Below are 13860 nucleotides of genomic sequence, written 5' to 3'. Positions count from 1 at the left end.
ATCGTATTGTTTTTAAAACGATATATGTGGTAATTTAGATTGTAAAGCTTCAATTTCTAATCTAAGCTGTGATAGAAATTGTTGATGCGCTTCAGAATTTGGATTGAAAGGCTGATGCGCTTTTTTATCCAAAATCGCCACAACCTGCTCTAAAGTCTTTAAAGTCTCGTCTGTTAACCAAATCATTTTAAATTTGTCCCAGATATAATCGACAGCTAAATTATTTGGGTGAATCATATCCGTATCATAAAAACGATAATCACGCAATTCATCCATTACAATCTCGTATGACGGAAAATAACATCGCTGCTTTCTTACTTCAATTACATTATGGATTGCAGCTATTAAATGCGACTTACTCTGGGTGTTTTCGATAAAACCATCTTTGAGATGACGTACTGGCGAAACTGTAAATATAAAATTGACCTTAGAATTTATACTTCTTACCAGAGCAATAATTGCCTCAAGCGATTCTGTTATTTGCTCTACAGATAATAACTCTTTTAAAAACTGTTTTTGCGGTAATTTGTGGCAATTGGCAACAACTTTATCCGATGTAATATATCTGTAAACCCAACTTGTGCCTAGAGTAATGATGATATGAGTTGAATTTTTGATTTGTCGATGTGTTGAATCGATTTGCGCATTCAAACGGTGTAATAAATCATCTTTAGAAGTAGAGCTTAACTTCGAATGTGCTTCTAAACAACACCATTGTTCATTATGAAAAATGAGTTCATCCTCAGAGTAATAACCTTTATTGATTGCTCTGACAATAAGGTTTTCAATAGCAAATGGGTGAAATAAAATTCCAAAAGGATTTATTTCTGATTGAAACTTTAAATACTCAAACTTACGACCTATATTCTCAGAAAAACATGAGCCCAATAAAAATACCTTAGAGCTATAATCTATTTGATTATGTACTTGTTTCTTTAGTGGTATTTGTGTTTGTAGTTTCATTTCTTTATAAGATTTTGAAACAAGTTCAGAATGACAAAAACTATCCAATATAATTCTTAGCTGCCTTTAAAGCATCCTCAATTCCTGATGGATTCTTACCTCCAGCAGTAGCAAAGAACGGTTGGCCACCTCCTCCTCCTTGAATATGCTTACCGAGTTCTCTAACAATAGCCCCAGCATTCAAGTCTTTAGTAGCCACCAAATCTTTTGATATATAGCAAGACAAAATCGCTTTGCCATTATTTTCTGCACCAAATAACAAGAAAAGATTATCAAACTGACTTCCCAACTCAAAACACACATCCTTAATTCCACCTGCATCTAAATCTAACTTTTTTGCTAAAAACTGAACTCCATTAATTTCAGTTAATTCGTTCTTGAGCTCACCTTTTATGTTCTTGGCTTTATCTTTTAAAAGCTGTTCTATCTGTTTCTTTAAATCTGCGTTTTCAGCTTGTAAATTTTGTAAAGCCTTTACGGGTTCTTTTGAATTATTAAGCAAATCTCTCATTTCAAAATAAGCTCTGTTATTTTCAAAATAAAAATCCTTAACCGCATCATTTGTTATAGCCTCTATACGCCGAATACCTGCCGCAACTGCACTTTCTGAAGTAATCTTAAAATGCCAAATATCTGCGGTATTATTGACATGAGTCCCACCACACAATTCAATGGATTGCCCAAATTTTATAGTTCTTACATAAAAGCCATATTTTTCACCAAACAATGCTAGAGCACCTTTTTCTAGGGCATCTTCAATCTCTAATCCTGTCTCCTCTTCTAGTTTTAGTTTTTCTTTAATTCTATCGTTAACAAAGTCTTCTATTCTCTGCAATTCCTCTTTACTAACTTTAGAAAAATGTGAAAAATCAAAACGTAATGAGCTTGGTTTTACGAGTGATCCTTTTTGTTCTACGTGAGTTCCTAGAATCTCTCTTAATGCTTGATGTAGTAAATGAGTTGCGGTATGGTTACATTCTATTAATCGACGTCTTTCCTTATCTACAATTGCTCTTAATTTCCCTTCAAGGTTTGTTGGCAAACTTTTCGTTATGTGGATAATCTCATTATTTTCATTCCTAGTATCCAAAACTTTTATCGTACTACCGTCTGATGCTTGAATAACCCCTTTATCACCTACTTGACCACCTCCTTCTGCATAAAAAGGAGTCTCTACGAAAACTAATTGGTAAAGCTCACCATCTTTTTCAGAAACCACTTTTCTATATTTTCTCAACTCAACATCATACTCTAATAAATTATATCCAATAAAATTATACTTGGCACCTTTACCAGTAAAAACAACCCAATCGTAAGTAGTTATTTCACTTGCCTTACGTGAACGATTCTTCTGATTTTGAAGTTGTTCTTCAAACCCTTTTTCGTCTAATTTTAAATTCTTTTCTGATAGAATTAAAGCGGTTAAATCTTTAGGAAATCCATAGGTATCATACAATTCAAAAGCTTTTTCACCACCTACTATACCTCCTTTAGTTTCTTTAACTATTTTATTTAATAAAATGAGCCCTTGTTCTAAAGTTCTTAAAAAAGACGTTTCCTCTTCTTTAATCACATTTTCAATAAGCTGTTTTTGGGATTTAATTTCAGGGAAAGCAGTTCCCATTTTCTTACTCAAAATATCAACCAAGCGATATATAAAGGGTTCCTTTTTATCCAAGAACGTAAAACCGTATCGTACCGCACGACGCAAAATTCTTCTTATGACATAACCAGCACCTGTATTGCTCGGCAACTGTCCATCTGCAATTGAAAATGCTACCGCTCTAACATGATCAGAAATTACACGAATCGCTACATCTACTTTAGCATCTTTACCATAATCTTTGTCTGTAATGGTTTCAATCTCTCTAATTATGGGGGTAAAAACGTCCGTATCATAGTTAGATTGCACACCTTGGAGAACCATACATAAACGCTCAAAGCCCATTCCGGTGTCAATATGTTTATTTGGCAGACTCTCAAGAGAACCATTGGCTTTACGGTTGTATTGCATAAAGACCAAATTCCAGATTTCAACAACCTGAGGATGGTCCATATTTACTAGAGATTTACCATCAACCTTGGCTTTCTCTTCAGCAGAACGAATGTCTACATGAATTTCGCTACAAGGTCCACATGGCCCTTGATCTCCCATTTCCCAAAAATTATCTTTCTTATTTCCCATAAGGATACGATCTTCTGGAATAAACGCTTTCCATAGATCGTAGGCCTCCTGATCCATTTTTAAATTGTCAGCATCATCACTGCCTTCAAAAACAGTAACATATAAGATATCTTCATCTATACCGTAAACTTCAGTTAGCAACTCCCAAGCCCAAGCAATAGCTTCTTTTTTAAAGTAATCGCCAAAACTCCAGTTGCCCAACATTTCAAAAAGTGTGTGATGATAAGTATCATAGCCCACTTCTTCTAAATCATTATGCTTACCCGAAACTCTAAGGCATTTTTGAGAGTCTGCAATTCTATTTCTTTTAGGCTCAGCATTACCGAGAAAATACTCTTTAAAAGGTGCCATACCAGAGTTTACAAACATTAAGGTTGGGTCATCTTTTAACACCATTGGTGCCGATGGCACAATAAGGTGTTCTTTTTCTTTAAAGAATTCTAAAAATTTAGTACGAATTTCTTGAGACGTCATATACTGAAATTATAGCTTGTTCCGTTTAAATTACCACAATTGCAAAACAATTTTTATCTTTGGTTGTTTTGCAAATAAAATCAAGGCTCTTAATGAGTCTTTGGCTGCAAAAATAGCATAAATTAAAACATGGCTAAAGTAAAATATTATTACGATTCGGAAACGCTTTCTTACCGCAAAATAAAGCGAAAAAAAAGGACGACATTTAAGTATGCCACTGTCTTTCTTTTAGCTGCCGCATTGTTTGGTTTTCTTTGTTTTGCCATAGCAAGCAGTTATATTGAATCTCCCAAAGAGCGTCAATTAGCAAGAGAATTGCAGAATATGGAATTGCAATACGAATTGTTGAACAAGCGTATGGACGATGCCATTGCTGCTTTAGAGAATGTTGAAGAACGCGACAATGCCATATACAGATTATATTTTGAAGCCAACCCGATACCAGAAGAGCAACGACGTGCTGGTTTTGGTGGGATAAACCGCTACAAAAAGTTTGAAGGTTTTGACAATTCGCAATTGATAGCGGAAAGTAATAAGCGCTTGGACATGCTCGAAAAAGCTATTGTAGTACAATCCAAATCCTTGGACGAAATTGCAAAATTGGCAGAAGACAAAGAAAAATTCTTGGAAGCTATACCTGCTATACAACCTGTAAATAATGAAAACCTAACACGAATGGCATCAGGTTATGGTTACAGAACCGATCCATTTACAAAAGCCAGAAAATTTCATTTTGGTATGGATTTTACAGCACCACGCGGCACACCTGTTTATGCTACTGGGGATGGTATAATAAAACGTGCAGACAATAGTTCATCAGGTTATGGGAAACATATACGTATCGATCATGGCTATGGCTATATGTCACTCTATGCTCACTTGTACAAATACAATGTCCGTGTTAATCAGCGTGTAAAACGAGGCGATTTAATTGGATATGTTGGTAGTACAGGGCGTTCAGAAGCTCCGCATTTACATTACGAGATTTTTAAGGATGGTGAACGTATCAACCCTATTAATTTTTACTACGGTAATTTATCACCTCTAGAATTTGATATACTGCTCAAAAAAGCGTCATTAGAAAACCAATCTCTCGATTAACATGCAAATAGAATTACCCGATAAGCGCTATTACGGCATTGGTGAAGTTGCCAAGGCTTTTAACGTCAACGCATCCTTAATTCGTTTTTGGGAAAAGGAGTTTGACGTTATTAAACCAAAAAAGAATACCAAGGGCAACCGAAAATTTACGCCAGAGGACATTAAGAATCTTAAGTTTATTTATCATTTAGTCAAGGAGCGTGGTTTTACCTTAGAAGGTGCAAAAACCCATTTAAAGGAAGAAAAGAAACAATCCTTGGAAAAGTTTGAAATTATAGAAAAACTCGAAAGTATTAAAGCACAACTTATTAAAATAAAAACACAACTTTAAAACCAACTTATTATGAAAAAATGGATAATTCCAATTATTCTCATATTATTAGCAGCATTCTGGGGAATGAATGTAAACAATAAAGCTGTTGAGCTTGAAGAATCTGCAAAGAAATCATGGTCTAATGTTGAAAGTAGTTATCAAAGACGTAATGATCTCATTGGTAATCTAGTTAAAACTGTACAAGGTGCCGCAGATTTTGAAAAAGGCACACTAGAAGCTGTAATCAAAGCACGTGCAGAAGCGTCAAAACCAGAAATAAACATTAGTAACACAGAAGATTTGAATGCTGAAAATCTAGCAAGATTTCAACAAGCCCAAAGTGGATTGAGTAGTGCACTATCACGTTTACTGGTCACAGTTGAACGCTATCCAGAATTGAAAGCCAATCAAAATTTCATTGAACTGCAAAGTCAACTAGAAGGTACAGAAAACCGAATCAATATTGCAAGAGATCGTTTTAACCAAGCTGTTGAGCCTTATAATAACCATGTTAGAACTTTTCCCAACAAACTTATAGCCGGTATTTTAGGTTTCGATGAAATGGGTTATTATAAAGCGGACGCTGGAAGCGAAAATGCACCTGACGTAGAATTCAATTTTTAATAAATTGCAGCATGCCACATATTGAAGATTTCCTTACAACAGCAGAAGAACAGGAAATCGTTGCAGCCATACGTAATGCCGAGCTTGAGACTTCGGGCGAAATTCGCGTACATATAGAACAGCAGTGCGACATCGATGTATACGAACGTGCGCTCGATATATTTTATATTCTCAAAATGGACAATACCAAACAGCAAAATGGTGTACTCATCTATGTTGCGGTCGATAACAAAGCTTTTGTGATTTTCGGAGATCAAGGCATCAACAACAAAGTCGATGGCGATTTTTGGAATTCTACGCGCGATAAAATCGCTCTGCAATTCAAGTCTGGTAATTTTAAGCAGGGTATTATCGACGGAATTGAAGAAGCTGGCAATGTACTATCTAAACATTTCCCTTGGCGCCATGGAGATAGGGATGAATTAGACAACACAATTTCTAAAGGCTGATGCAAGGTATACGACATATAATTTTTAAGTTAAGCCTTATACTTTTTCTAGCAGGCACATTAAGTGTCTATGCACAATATAAAATTCCTCCTGTACCAAAAGAACAAACAAGTGTTTATGATGAAATTGGCTTGTTGTCTCCATCTCAAAAAAACAGCTTAGAGCAAAAACTTATACGATATTCAGATACAACATCAACACAAATTGTAATCGCAACCATAAGCTCTACAAACGGAGAATACATCAATTATCTAGGTGCGCAATGGGCAGAAAAATGGGGTATTGGTCAAGCCGACAAAGACAATGGCATTTTTATACTGCTTGCTAAAGACGATCGAAAGATTGGCATTAACACAGGCAAAGGCGTTGAGCATTTACTTACTGATGCCATGAGCAAACGGATTATCAATAGAGATATAATTCCCTATTTTAAACGCAATGATTACTATGGAGGGTTGAATCGTGCAACTGATGCCATATTTGAAGTTATGACTGGAGAATATCAAGGTTCACGACAGAGTAATGGCACTAACTTTCCTTTTGGAATCTTGTTTTTCTTATTCATCATTTTTATCATTTTTATCATAGCCATTTCCAAAAGCCGAAGAGGAGGTGGAAAAGGTGGAAATCGCGGCAATCGTTCCGATAGCGCTAAAAGTATTCTTGAAGCTATCATTCTAAGCAACATGGGAAGAGGTAGTTATTCTAGAGGATCATCTTCTGGTGGCTTTGGCGGTAGTTCTGGTGGTGGAAGTTTTGGCGGAGGTGGTTTTGGTGGCGGCTTCGGCGGTGGAAGCTTTGGAGGTGGTGGAGCTTCAGGCGGATGGTGATTTTAGTTTTGAGCATTCAATTGGCGATATGTAGCTTTTAAAATTCTAAGTTTTAAATTTCAAACCAAAAATATAAAATGAAAAATCTGTTGTGCTTTCCTGTCATTATTTTGGTTTTTTGTTTTGGCTGTAAAAAAACTAACACTTCTACTACTCCATCTTATATTCCTATAAATACTAATCAAAGTGTTGTTTATGATACTTCAAATTTATTCTCCCCAATTGAACATGATTCATTGGTAAAAACAATAGTTCAATATGAAAACCATACCACAAACCAAGCTGCGATTTTAACTTTAGATTCAATTCCGGGGAATATGGATATTCAATATTTCAGTACTAAAGTTGCAGAATCTTGGGGAATTGGTACAAAAGAAAAAAATAATGGTTTATTGATCACAATTTCTAAACATGACAGAAAAGTTGCCATAACAACAGGTCTAGGAACAGAAAAAACAATTTCGGATTATGAGTGTAAAGTAATTATTGAGCGCATCATCTTACCCAATTTAAAAACTGAAGATTATTATACTGGCACTAAGAAAGCTCTGGATTCATTATTTGTACTTTGGGATTAATGGAAAGTTTACTTTTCAAATTTTCAATTTCTCCAAAAGTTAATAATTGTAAATGCTTACCCTATTTATAAGTTTTATGAGTTACTTGTTGAAAACTATTTCTAAATGAAATCAAAACCTATTTTTGCAACCTTATTTCTACTGACCTTATCAGTGCTATGCTACGTACTATTTATTCAGAAGAAAACTTCAAACTCTCACGACGCAACAACCGAAACCAAAAACGAAATTACTTTTGGTGAGCTCAACCCAAATGCTCCGCCAGAAACGCTTCAATTTGGTCAATTAGTAGGACAATGGGATTGTACATCCTACGATTTATTACCAGACTCAACTTGGCATAAAAGTAAGGCCAAATGGGTATTTAAATATACATTAGATGGCTATGCTATTGAAGATACATGGACGGAAAAAGTTACAGATAGTACCAATAACACAATCACTCTTGGCAGAGATTTCAACGGAATTAATATGAGATTGTTTAATCCTCAGTTAGAAAAATGGCAATGTATTTGGCTAGATAATAGAAAAAACACGATGTCCCCTATTTGGCAAGCCAATTATAATAGCTCTTCAGAAGAAATAGTAATGCACGATGAGTCGTTAAATTGGAAAATCACTTTTTATAATATCAGTGCAAATAGTTTTGATTGGAATTATAAAGTATTACGAGATAGTACATGGACCATATTATCTAAAATAAAAGGGAAAAAGGTTACAGTAAACAACTCATTATAATTAGAACTTGTTTAAGAAAAGAATAGCTCTTATTAATTATTGCAAAGTAATAGGATAAAACTAACGTTTTAACGTAAAATGACCTTTAATTGTTCTACCATCTAAAAGTGTGGCTATAAACCAATAGTCGTCAGTAGGCAATAATTTACCATTGTACTTACCATCCCATTTTTGATTATTCTCTGTGAGTATTGTGATAATTTTACCATAACGGTTAAAAATCTCAACTCTGGCAGTTACTGGAAACTGAGTTGAAAACCCTAAGATTTGCCAAGTATCATTTACCATATCTCCATTTGGGGTAAAAAACTTAGGGAAACCTAATACAGAGATCACTTCAGAAACAATACCACAGTCTGCTTTTATATCTTTTACATAAACCGTGTGTATTCCAGGTAAAACATTTTCGAAAGTATTGGACTCTTGGTAGATGCCATTTTCATTATTAAGTGCATAAACGTATTCCCCTTCACCAGAAACCAAAACTGTAATTGTGTTGTTATCGGATATGTCCGCTACTTCAATTGTTTCAATTGTAGCTGTACTCGATGGTTTAACAACAATCGTTCTCCTATTGGCACAGCCTGTAGGTCTGGTTACAAAGACCTCATAAGTTCCTATTTCATTGACATCTATATGTATTGTTGTGTCACCTGTTGACCAATCATAAGCATAATTATTGGGAATGTCATTAATAATTCCACCATCTAAAGTAATGGATTCTGGAAAACTATTGAGACAATAATAGACCTCCTCATATTGTGTTACATTAGGCAGCTCTTTTACTGTTAAATTGACTGGATTGATAGAGTAACATGTGTTATCAATATCCACTCTTGCATATACCGTTTGATTATAGGCAACTTCGTTAAAATAGTCTTCTGTAATCTCATTAATTCTTAATAAGGCTTCGTTATAAGTTACATAATATTGAATAGTAGCATTGACAGGCGCACTATCAAGTATTTGATTATCTGCTTCGGTTAAATCAAAAAAAACAAAACCATCAACAATAAAGTCGTCACACACTTCGAGATTGGCAACAATACCATTAGAAGTATTGACTTGTAAAGTTACTTCAGACGTACTTAAACAATTTGTAAGCTCATCAAAAACCTGAACATAAACAACTTGAAAATTACTTGTGTTTATATAATTACCACCATTAATTGGGACTGTAAGGTTTTCATCCTCATAAAATGTAATATTCCAATTTGGGTTTACTTGCCCTAGCTCGTCCCTAATAATATCATCCGTATAATTATTAAGATTAAAAGTTGAAATGCCATCTACTTCTTCATCGTCACATTGTATAATTGTAACATCGTTAGCCACTGGTAATTCAAATACATCTACCGTTATAGGAATTCTGTTGCCATCTGTACAACCAGAAAATAAAGGCAATACATAATAGGTTGTACTGGTATCTATAAAGCTTTCGTATGAAAGGCCTGTATTAATGACTTCTGTTGATGTAGAAGTTTCATACCACAGTACATCGTCCGTATTGGTTATCAAATCAATTTGTGCTGTGCCTTCGCCACACAAACTGTTTTTAGAAATATTGGTTTTTGGCATTACTATAGCTACACTAGCTGACACATTGATATTGGGATCACCAGACATACCTCCAAATTCAACAACATAGCCTTTTGGATGGTAATCACTATCTGGATCTTCATTTCCTTGATCTGGTAAATCATTCCAAGATCCTAAAATACCTATATTAGGTGCGGTAATATGCGCATAATCTTCATCACCAGAACTGTTGGGCTCGCCCGTATTCCAAAATGCAAACATTCCATCTGGTGCACTTCCATTTGCCAACCCTTCCCAAAACACTTGTCCTGCTTCAGGGCCAGTTTCCCATCTCCAAATACCTTCAACGGCCTGGTCAGATCCACCAATCCAACCAGTACCCAAGGCTTGTTCTCCTGTCAACTGTACTTCTTCCTCTGTAGTGATTGTAGCCAAATAGCCCTGTAGGCCAAAATAGGTTTGTTCTGATGCTTCTTGTCTGGCCTGGGTCCAAGTTATACCATCATCAGCAACATAGATATAATAATGCCCTGTAACAGGAAGAAAGTTAGCATTACCTAAATTTATCGAAAAAAATTTGTCTTGGGTAAAATTGCTAGCATTGGTTTGAAACCTAATAGCTCTTATAGCATCTTCAAAAGCATCCGTACTAGCTGGACCAATAAGAGTTAGTAAGCCTTCACCAATAGACCAAGATGTCGAAATATCTGGATGATCGCCACTTAATGATAAGATATCAAAACCAACTGTGTAACCCGTTGCTATCTGCACAAAAACTTCGTCTAGCATATTATTACCAGAGGAATTTGATATGGATACATCTGTAACAATTGGCATAGGCGACTCTCCGCAATACAACTGATTTCCTGTTGCAGATATATTGGGTGGGCTTTGAGCCAAACCCAAGTACCCCACGAAAATACAGACCAAATAAAATATATGTAGTCTTAACTTTAACATAGCAGTTATAAAAATACTACTTTTTCCGCATGTACACACTAACTGGCACACCATGAAAATCAAAATGATTTCTTAACTGGTTTTCTAAAAAACGTTTGTAAGGCTCTTTGATATATTGTGGTAAGTTGCAGAAAAATGCAAATTGTGGCTGTGGTGTTGGCAATTGCATAATGTACTTAATCTTAACATATTTACCTTTATATGCTGGTGGTGGATTATGCTCAATTATTGGTAGTAACACATCATTTAGCACACTTGTTTTAATACGTTTCGTTCTATTTTTATAGACCTCAACAGCAGTTTCAATAGCTTTAAAGATGCGTTGCTTATTTAATACAGAAATAAAGATAATTGGTACATCGGTAAAGGGTGCAATTTCCTTTCTGATATGTTTTTCAAATTCCTTTGCGGTTTTGGTTTCTTTTTCTACCAAATCCCATTTATTTACTAAGATTACAATACCTTTTCTGTTACGTTCCGCTAGCCAAAAGATATTCTGTACTTGCCCATCGAAACCACGTGTAGCATCAATTACCAAAAGACATACATCACTATGCTCTATAGCTCTTACGCTTCGCATTACGGAATAAAACTCTAGGTCTTCCTTTACTTTAGATTTGCGACGAATACCAGCTGTGTCCACCAAATTAAATTCAAAACCAAAACGATTGTATTTAGTATCTATAGCATCTCTTGTTGTACCAGCAATGTCTGTTACAATGTAGCGCTCTTCTCCTATAAGTGCATTAATGAATGACGATTTTCCTGCATTTGGTCGTCCCACTACAGCAAAACGTGGCAGCTGCTGTTCTTCTACTTCTTCTTTTTCTGGCAATGCATCAACAACAGCATCTAACAAATCCCCAGTACCACTTCCGTTAATACTTGCAATAGTAAAATAGTCTCCCAATCCAAGGGAATAAAATTCAACAGCATCTTCGGCACGCTTGTTATTATCTACTTTGTTAACTACCAAAAACACTGGTTTTTCTACCTTACGAAGTAAATTAGCCACATCTTGATCCATACCAGTAATGCCAGTCTCAACATCTACCATAAACACAATGGCATCTGCTTCATCTATGGCCAGTTCAACCTGCTTATCGATTTCGGCTTCAAATATATCATCACTCCCAACGACATAACCTCCGGTATCAATTAAGGAAAATTCTCTTCCATTCCAATCGGTTTTACCATAGTGACGATCTCTAGTGACACCACTAACGGCATCAACAATAGCCTCCCTCCTTTTAATTAAGCGATTAAAAAAAGTTGATTTACCAACATTAGGTCTCCCGACAATTGCTACAATGTTTCCCATACAAAAAAATTGGCTACAAAGTTACGAAATTAACCTCATAGCCAACTATAAGAGCTAATAATATAGTTATCTAATCCAAACGCGATGAATTGTGGTATGCAATGCATTATTTAGACCGTTACTATCCATTCGGTAATTATTGGTTATTTGCCATTGACGTCTGTCTCCACCGTTGTTATTACCAAATGGACCATTTATCATTGATAAATCTCCACGATTACTTTGCCCGTTGGTTGCTAAAAAGGGTAATCCTGCAGTATGATCTGTAAAGGCAGAGAAATTATTCCTTAGATCTGGAATATTGACCTGTCCAACACCTGTCTTAAAGTAATCGACCATTTCTTCTTGCTCGTGTTTAAAATGTAAAATTCTGGTATGCATAGAAGATTCCCCATAAAAACGAACTTCGCTAAAATCAAACTTACCCATAATAGTTATGCCTGCATGACCCCAAAAAGTACCACTTCCACCTTCATTATGATTTACACTGGTATCTACATCCCCATTAGGAAGTCTTGTTAAACTCTCCGTATTTAGAAGTGGTAGTGATGCATTTCTTGTAGACCAACTTGGGTTACCTTGCTGCACGTAATTCATTACCATCGTCCAACCTCCTCCATCAGTAGTCATATCACAGTAACAATCAAACGGATTCAATCCACCAACTCCATCTGGATCAATCTGATACACACCATCAGTAGCAGAAGGATTTTCAGTCTTAATTTGCTTACAATCTCTTGGATCAGCTTCAACTATGACTTGAATATTCTTCGCAACGGTAAAAGCACAATCGGAGGTAAATGTCAACTCATATTCATAGGTACCTGAATTTACTGTGCTAGGCACATCCAAATCAAAATTTATAGTGCCCCCATACGATACAGATGCTGGACTACCCACTTCCGTTATTCCCGAAAGAGTAGCAGTAGTGTAGGCCATACTCACATTGCCTGGATTTGTACCTTCCTGTACCATAGAAAAGCTAAAATTAACAGGTACCGAACCAGAAGCTGGTTTTGTAACATATTGTACCAAACCTTCATTATCAATAGTAGAAAACTCGCATCCTGTTATATTTATATTCACAGTAACAAAAGCAACTTCGCCACAATCTGATACAATTTGAAATATAGCTTGACCCGTATCACCTACCGTAGCTGTAGAGGAATTATCTAGAGTAAATGTAATGGCTTGTGTGGTGGTATTTGGAGCTTGTGCTACAGTTGCACCATTGGGAGTGATACTGTTTACACTAATATCAAAGCCAGCATCAGCAAATACCAAAGCAGTGGTAAGATTACCTGGTGAACCCACCGTTTGCTGCAAACGGGTTTCTATGCTTTCTGATGTTCCTTTGTCCATAAACACATCAAAAGAATTTGGGAAATTAGCAAAACCACAGTCTTGCGAAGAGCTTAAGGTAAACCAAGTTCCATCATAATGATATTGAAATGCCTCCAAAGTAGTATTGACAATTAACAATCCGTCAGCTGGATTTTGAATTGTATTTCTTTGTTCAGTAGTTAGTCTCGGTATCAGTAATCCAGCATTATTTACATCAATGTCTAAAGCAGCAGAAGGATCTGGTGTCGTTGTACCTACACCAACTTGCGCTGTTATACCTCCTATTACAAATAATGCCAATAAGAATATGTAATTTTTCATTTGAAGCAATTTTGGGGCAAAAATAGTACTAAAGAAAAAAGCTACAAATTAGTTCAACGAATATATTTACTAATGGTCTAAAATTTAAATCAATAGAGCTTATTACAGAGAAAAACCAAT

At 35.7% G+C, this 13860-nt stretch carries 12 protein-coding genes; 7 read left to right on the top strand and 5 right to left on the bottom strand.

Annotated elements, in window-relative coordinates; genetic code table 11:
• Window positions 1-12: 12 nt before the first annotated feature.
• Together KCG49_RS11920 and alaS are read right to left on the bottom strand one after the other, a co-directional pair.
• Window positions 13-963, bottom strand: a complete 951-nt coding sequence (locus KCG49_RS11920; protein WP_218546781.1) for a GSCFA domain-containing protein — start codon at window positions 961-963, stop codon at window positions 13-15.
• Between the two features lie 40 nt (window positions 964-1003).
• Entirely contained in the window at window positions 1004-3622 is a 2619-nt protein-coding gene (gene alaS / locus KCG49_RS11915; protein ID WP_218546780.1) for an alanine--tRNA ligase, read from the bottom strand.
• A gap of 129 nt (window positions 3623-3751) precedes the next feature.
• Here alaS and KCG49_RS11910 point away from each other — a divergent pair, with 129 nt between their 5' ends.
• The 7 genes from KCG49_RS11910 to KCG49_RS11880 all read left to right on the top strand — a co-directional run bounded on the left by KCG49_RS11910 (window position 3752) and on the right by KCG49_RS11880 (window position 8255).
• Entirely contained in the window at window positions 3752-4723 is a 972-nt protein-coding gene (locus tag KCG49_RS11910) for a M23 family metallopeptidase (protein WP_218546779.1), read from the top strand.
• A 1-nt stretch (window position 4724) separates the two neighbouring features.
• Window positions 4725-5054: a MerR family transcriptional regulator gene (locus tag KCG49_RS11905; protein ID WP_218546778.1), complete on the top strand. Its 330-nt coding sequence runs from the start codon at window positions 4725-4727 to the stop codon at window positions 5052-5054.
• 12 nt (window positions 5055-5066) lie between these two features.
• Window positions 5067-5660 (top strand): LemA family protein, encoded by a 594-nt coding sequence (locus KCG49_RS11900; RefSeq protein WP_218546776.1) that lies wholly within the window; start codon window positions 5067-5069, stop codon window positions 5658-5660.
• Between the two features lie 11 nt (window positions 5661-5671).
• Window positions 5672-6109, top strand: coding sequence for a TPM domain-containing protein (locus tag KCG49_RS11895; protein WP_218546775.1), 438 nt, complete (start codon window positions 5672-5674; stop codon window positions 6107-6109).
• Window positions 6109-6939 carry a TPM domain-containing protein gene (locus KCG49_RS11890; protein WP_218546773.1) on the top strand — a complete coding sequence of 277 codons (831 nt, stop codon included), beginning with the start codon at window positions 6109-6111 and terminating at the stop codon, window positions 6937-6939. Before KCG49_RS11895 ends, KCG49_RS11890 begins: the two co-directional genes overlap by 1 nt.
• A gap of 77 nt (window positions 6940-7016) precedes the next feature.
• Window positions 7017-7517 carry a TPM domain-containing protein gene (locus KCG49_RS11885; protein ID WP_218546771.1) on the top strand — a complete coding sequence of 167 codons (501 nt, stop codon included), beginning with the start codon at window positions 7017-7019 and terminating at the stop codon, window positions 7515-7517.
• Between the two features lie 105 nt (window positions 7518-7622).
• A complete protein-coding gene (locus KCG49_RS11880; protein WP_218546769.1) occupies window positions 7623-8255 on the top strand; it encodes a hypothetical protein in 633 nt (210 codons plus the stop codon).
• Window positions 8256-8315: 60 nt separating this feature from the next.
• Here the strand turns inward: KCG49_RS11880 and KCG49_RS11875 are convergent, their stop codons facing one another.
• The 3 genes from KCG49_RS11875 to KCG49_RS11865 form a co-directional block, all read right to left on the bottom strand.
• Window positions 8316-10754, bottom strand: coding sequence for a T9SS type B sorting domain-containing protein (locus tag KCG49_RS11875; RefSeq protein ID WP_218546767.1), 2439 nt, complete (start codon window positions 10752-10754; stop codon window positions 8316-8318).
• Window positions 10755-10770: 16 nt separating this feature from the next.
• Window positions 10771-12075: a ribosome biogenesis GTPase Der gene (der, locus tag KCG49_RS11870; protein WP_218546765.1), complete on the bottom strand. Its 1305-nt coding sequence runs from the start codon at window positions 12073-12075 to the stop codon at window positions 10771-10773.
• Between the two features lie 66 nt (window positions 12076-12141).
• Window positions 12142-13740, bottom strand: coding sequence for a fibrinogen-like YCDxxxxGGGW domain-containing protein (locus KCG49_RS11865; RefSeq protein WP_218546763.1), 1599 nt, complete (start codon window positions 13738-13740; stop codon window positions 12142-12144).
• Window positions 13741-13860: the final 120 nt, after the last annotated feature.

It is taken from the genome of Winogradskyella luteola, from assembly GCF_019203985.1.
GTDB classification, from domain to species: Bacteria; Bacteroidota; Bacteroidia; order Flavobacteriales; family Flavobacteriaceae; genus Winogradskyella; species Winogradskyella luteola.
Note: the sequence above shows the minus strand (reverse complement) of the source record. Positions and strands in the feature narration are given on the sequence as shown.

What these genes read in the sequence shown, in the direction of transcription:
- KCG49_RS11910 (WP_218546779.1), top strand. Translation starts at nt 3,752, where the DNA reads ATGGCTAAAGTAAAATATTATTACGATTCGGAAACGCTTTCTTACCGC.
- KCG49_RS11885 (WP_218546771.1), top strand. Translation starts at nt 7,017, where the DNA reads ATGAAAAATCTGTTGTGCTTTCCTGTCATTATTTTGGTTTTTTGTTTT.
- KCG49_RS11890 (WP_218546773.1), top strand. Translation starts at nt 6,109, where the DNA reads ATGCAAGGTATACGACATATAATTTTTAAGTTAAGCCTTATACTTTTT.
- KCG49_RS11865 (WP_218546763.1), bottom strand. Translation starts at nt 13,740, where the DNA reads ATGAAAAATTACATATTCTTATTGGCATTATTTGTAATAGGAGGTATA.
- alaS (WP_218546780.1), bottom strand. Translation starts at nt 3,622, where the DNA reads ATGACGTCTCAAGAAATTCGTACTAAATTTTTAGAATTCTTTAAAGAA.
- KCG49_RS11875 (WP_218546767.1), bottom strand. Translation starts at nt 10,754, where the DNA reads ATGTTAAAGTTAAGACTACATATATTTTATTTGGTCTGTATTTTCGTG.
- der (WP_218546765.1), bottom strand. Translation starts at nt 12,075, where the DNA reads ATGGGAAACATTGTAGCAATTGTCGGGAGACCTAATGTTGGTAAATCA.
- KCG49_RS11900 (WP_218546776.1), top strand. Translation starts at nt 5,067, where the DNA reads ATGAAAAAATGGATAATTCCAATTATTCTCATATTATTAGCAGCATTC.
- KCG49_RS11905 (WP_218546778.1), top strand. Translation starts at nt 4,725, where the DNA reads ATGCAAATAGAATTACCCGATAAGCGCTATTACGGCATTGGTGAAGTT.
- KCG49_RS11895 (WP_218546775.1), top strand. Translation starts at nt 5,672, where the DNA reads ATGCCACATATTGAAGATTTCCTTACAACAGCAGAAGAACAGGAAATC.
- KCG49_RS11920 (WP_218546781.1), bottom strand. Translation starts at nt 963, where the DNA reads ATGAAACTACAAACACAAATACCACTAAAGAAACAAGTACATAATCAA.
- KCG49_RS11880 (WP_218546769.1), top strand. Translation starts at nt 7,623, where the DNA reads ATGAAATCAAAACCTATTTTTGCAACCTTATTTCTACTGACCTTATCA.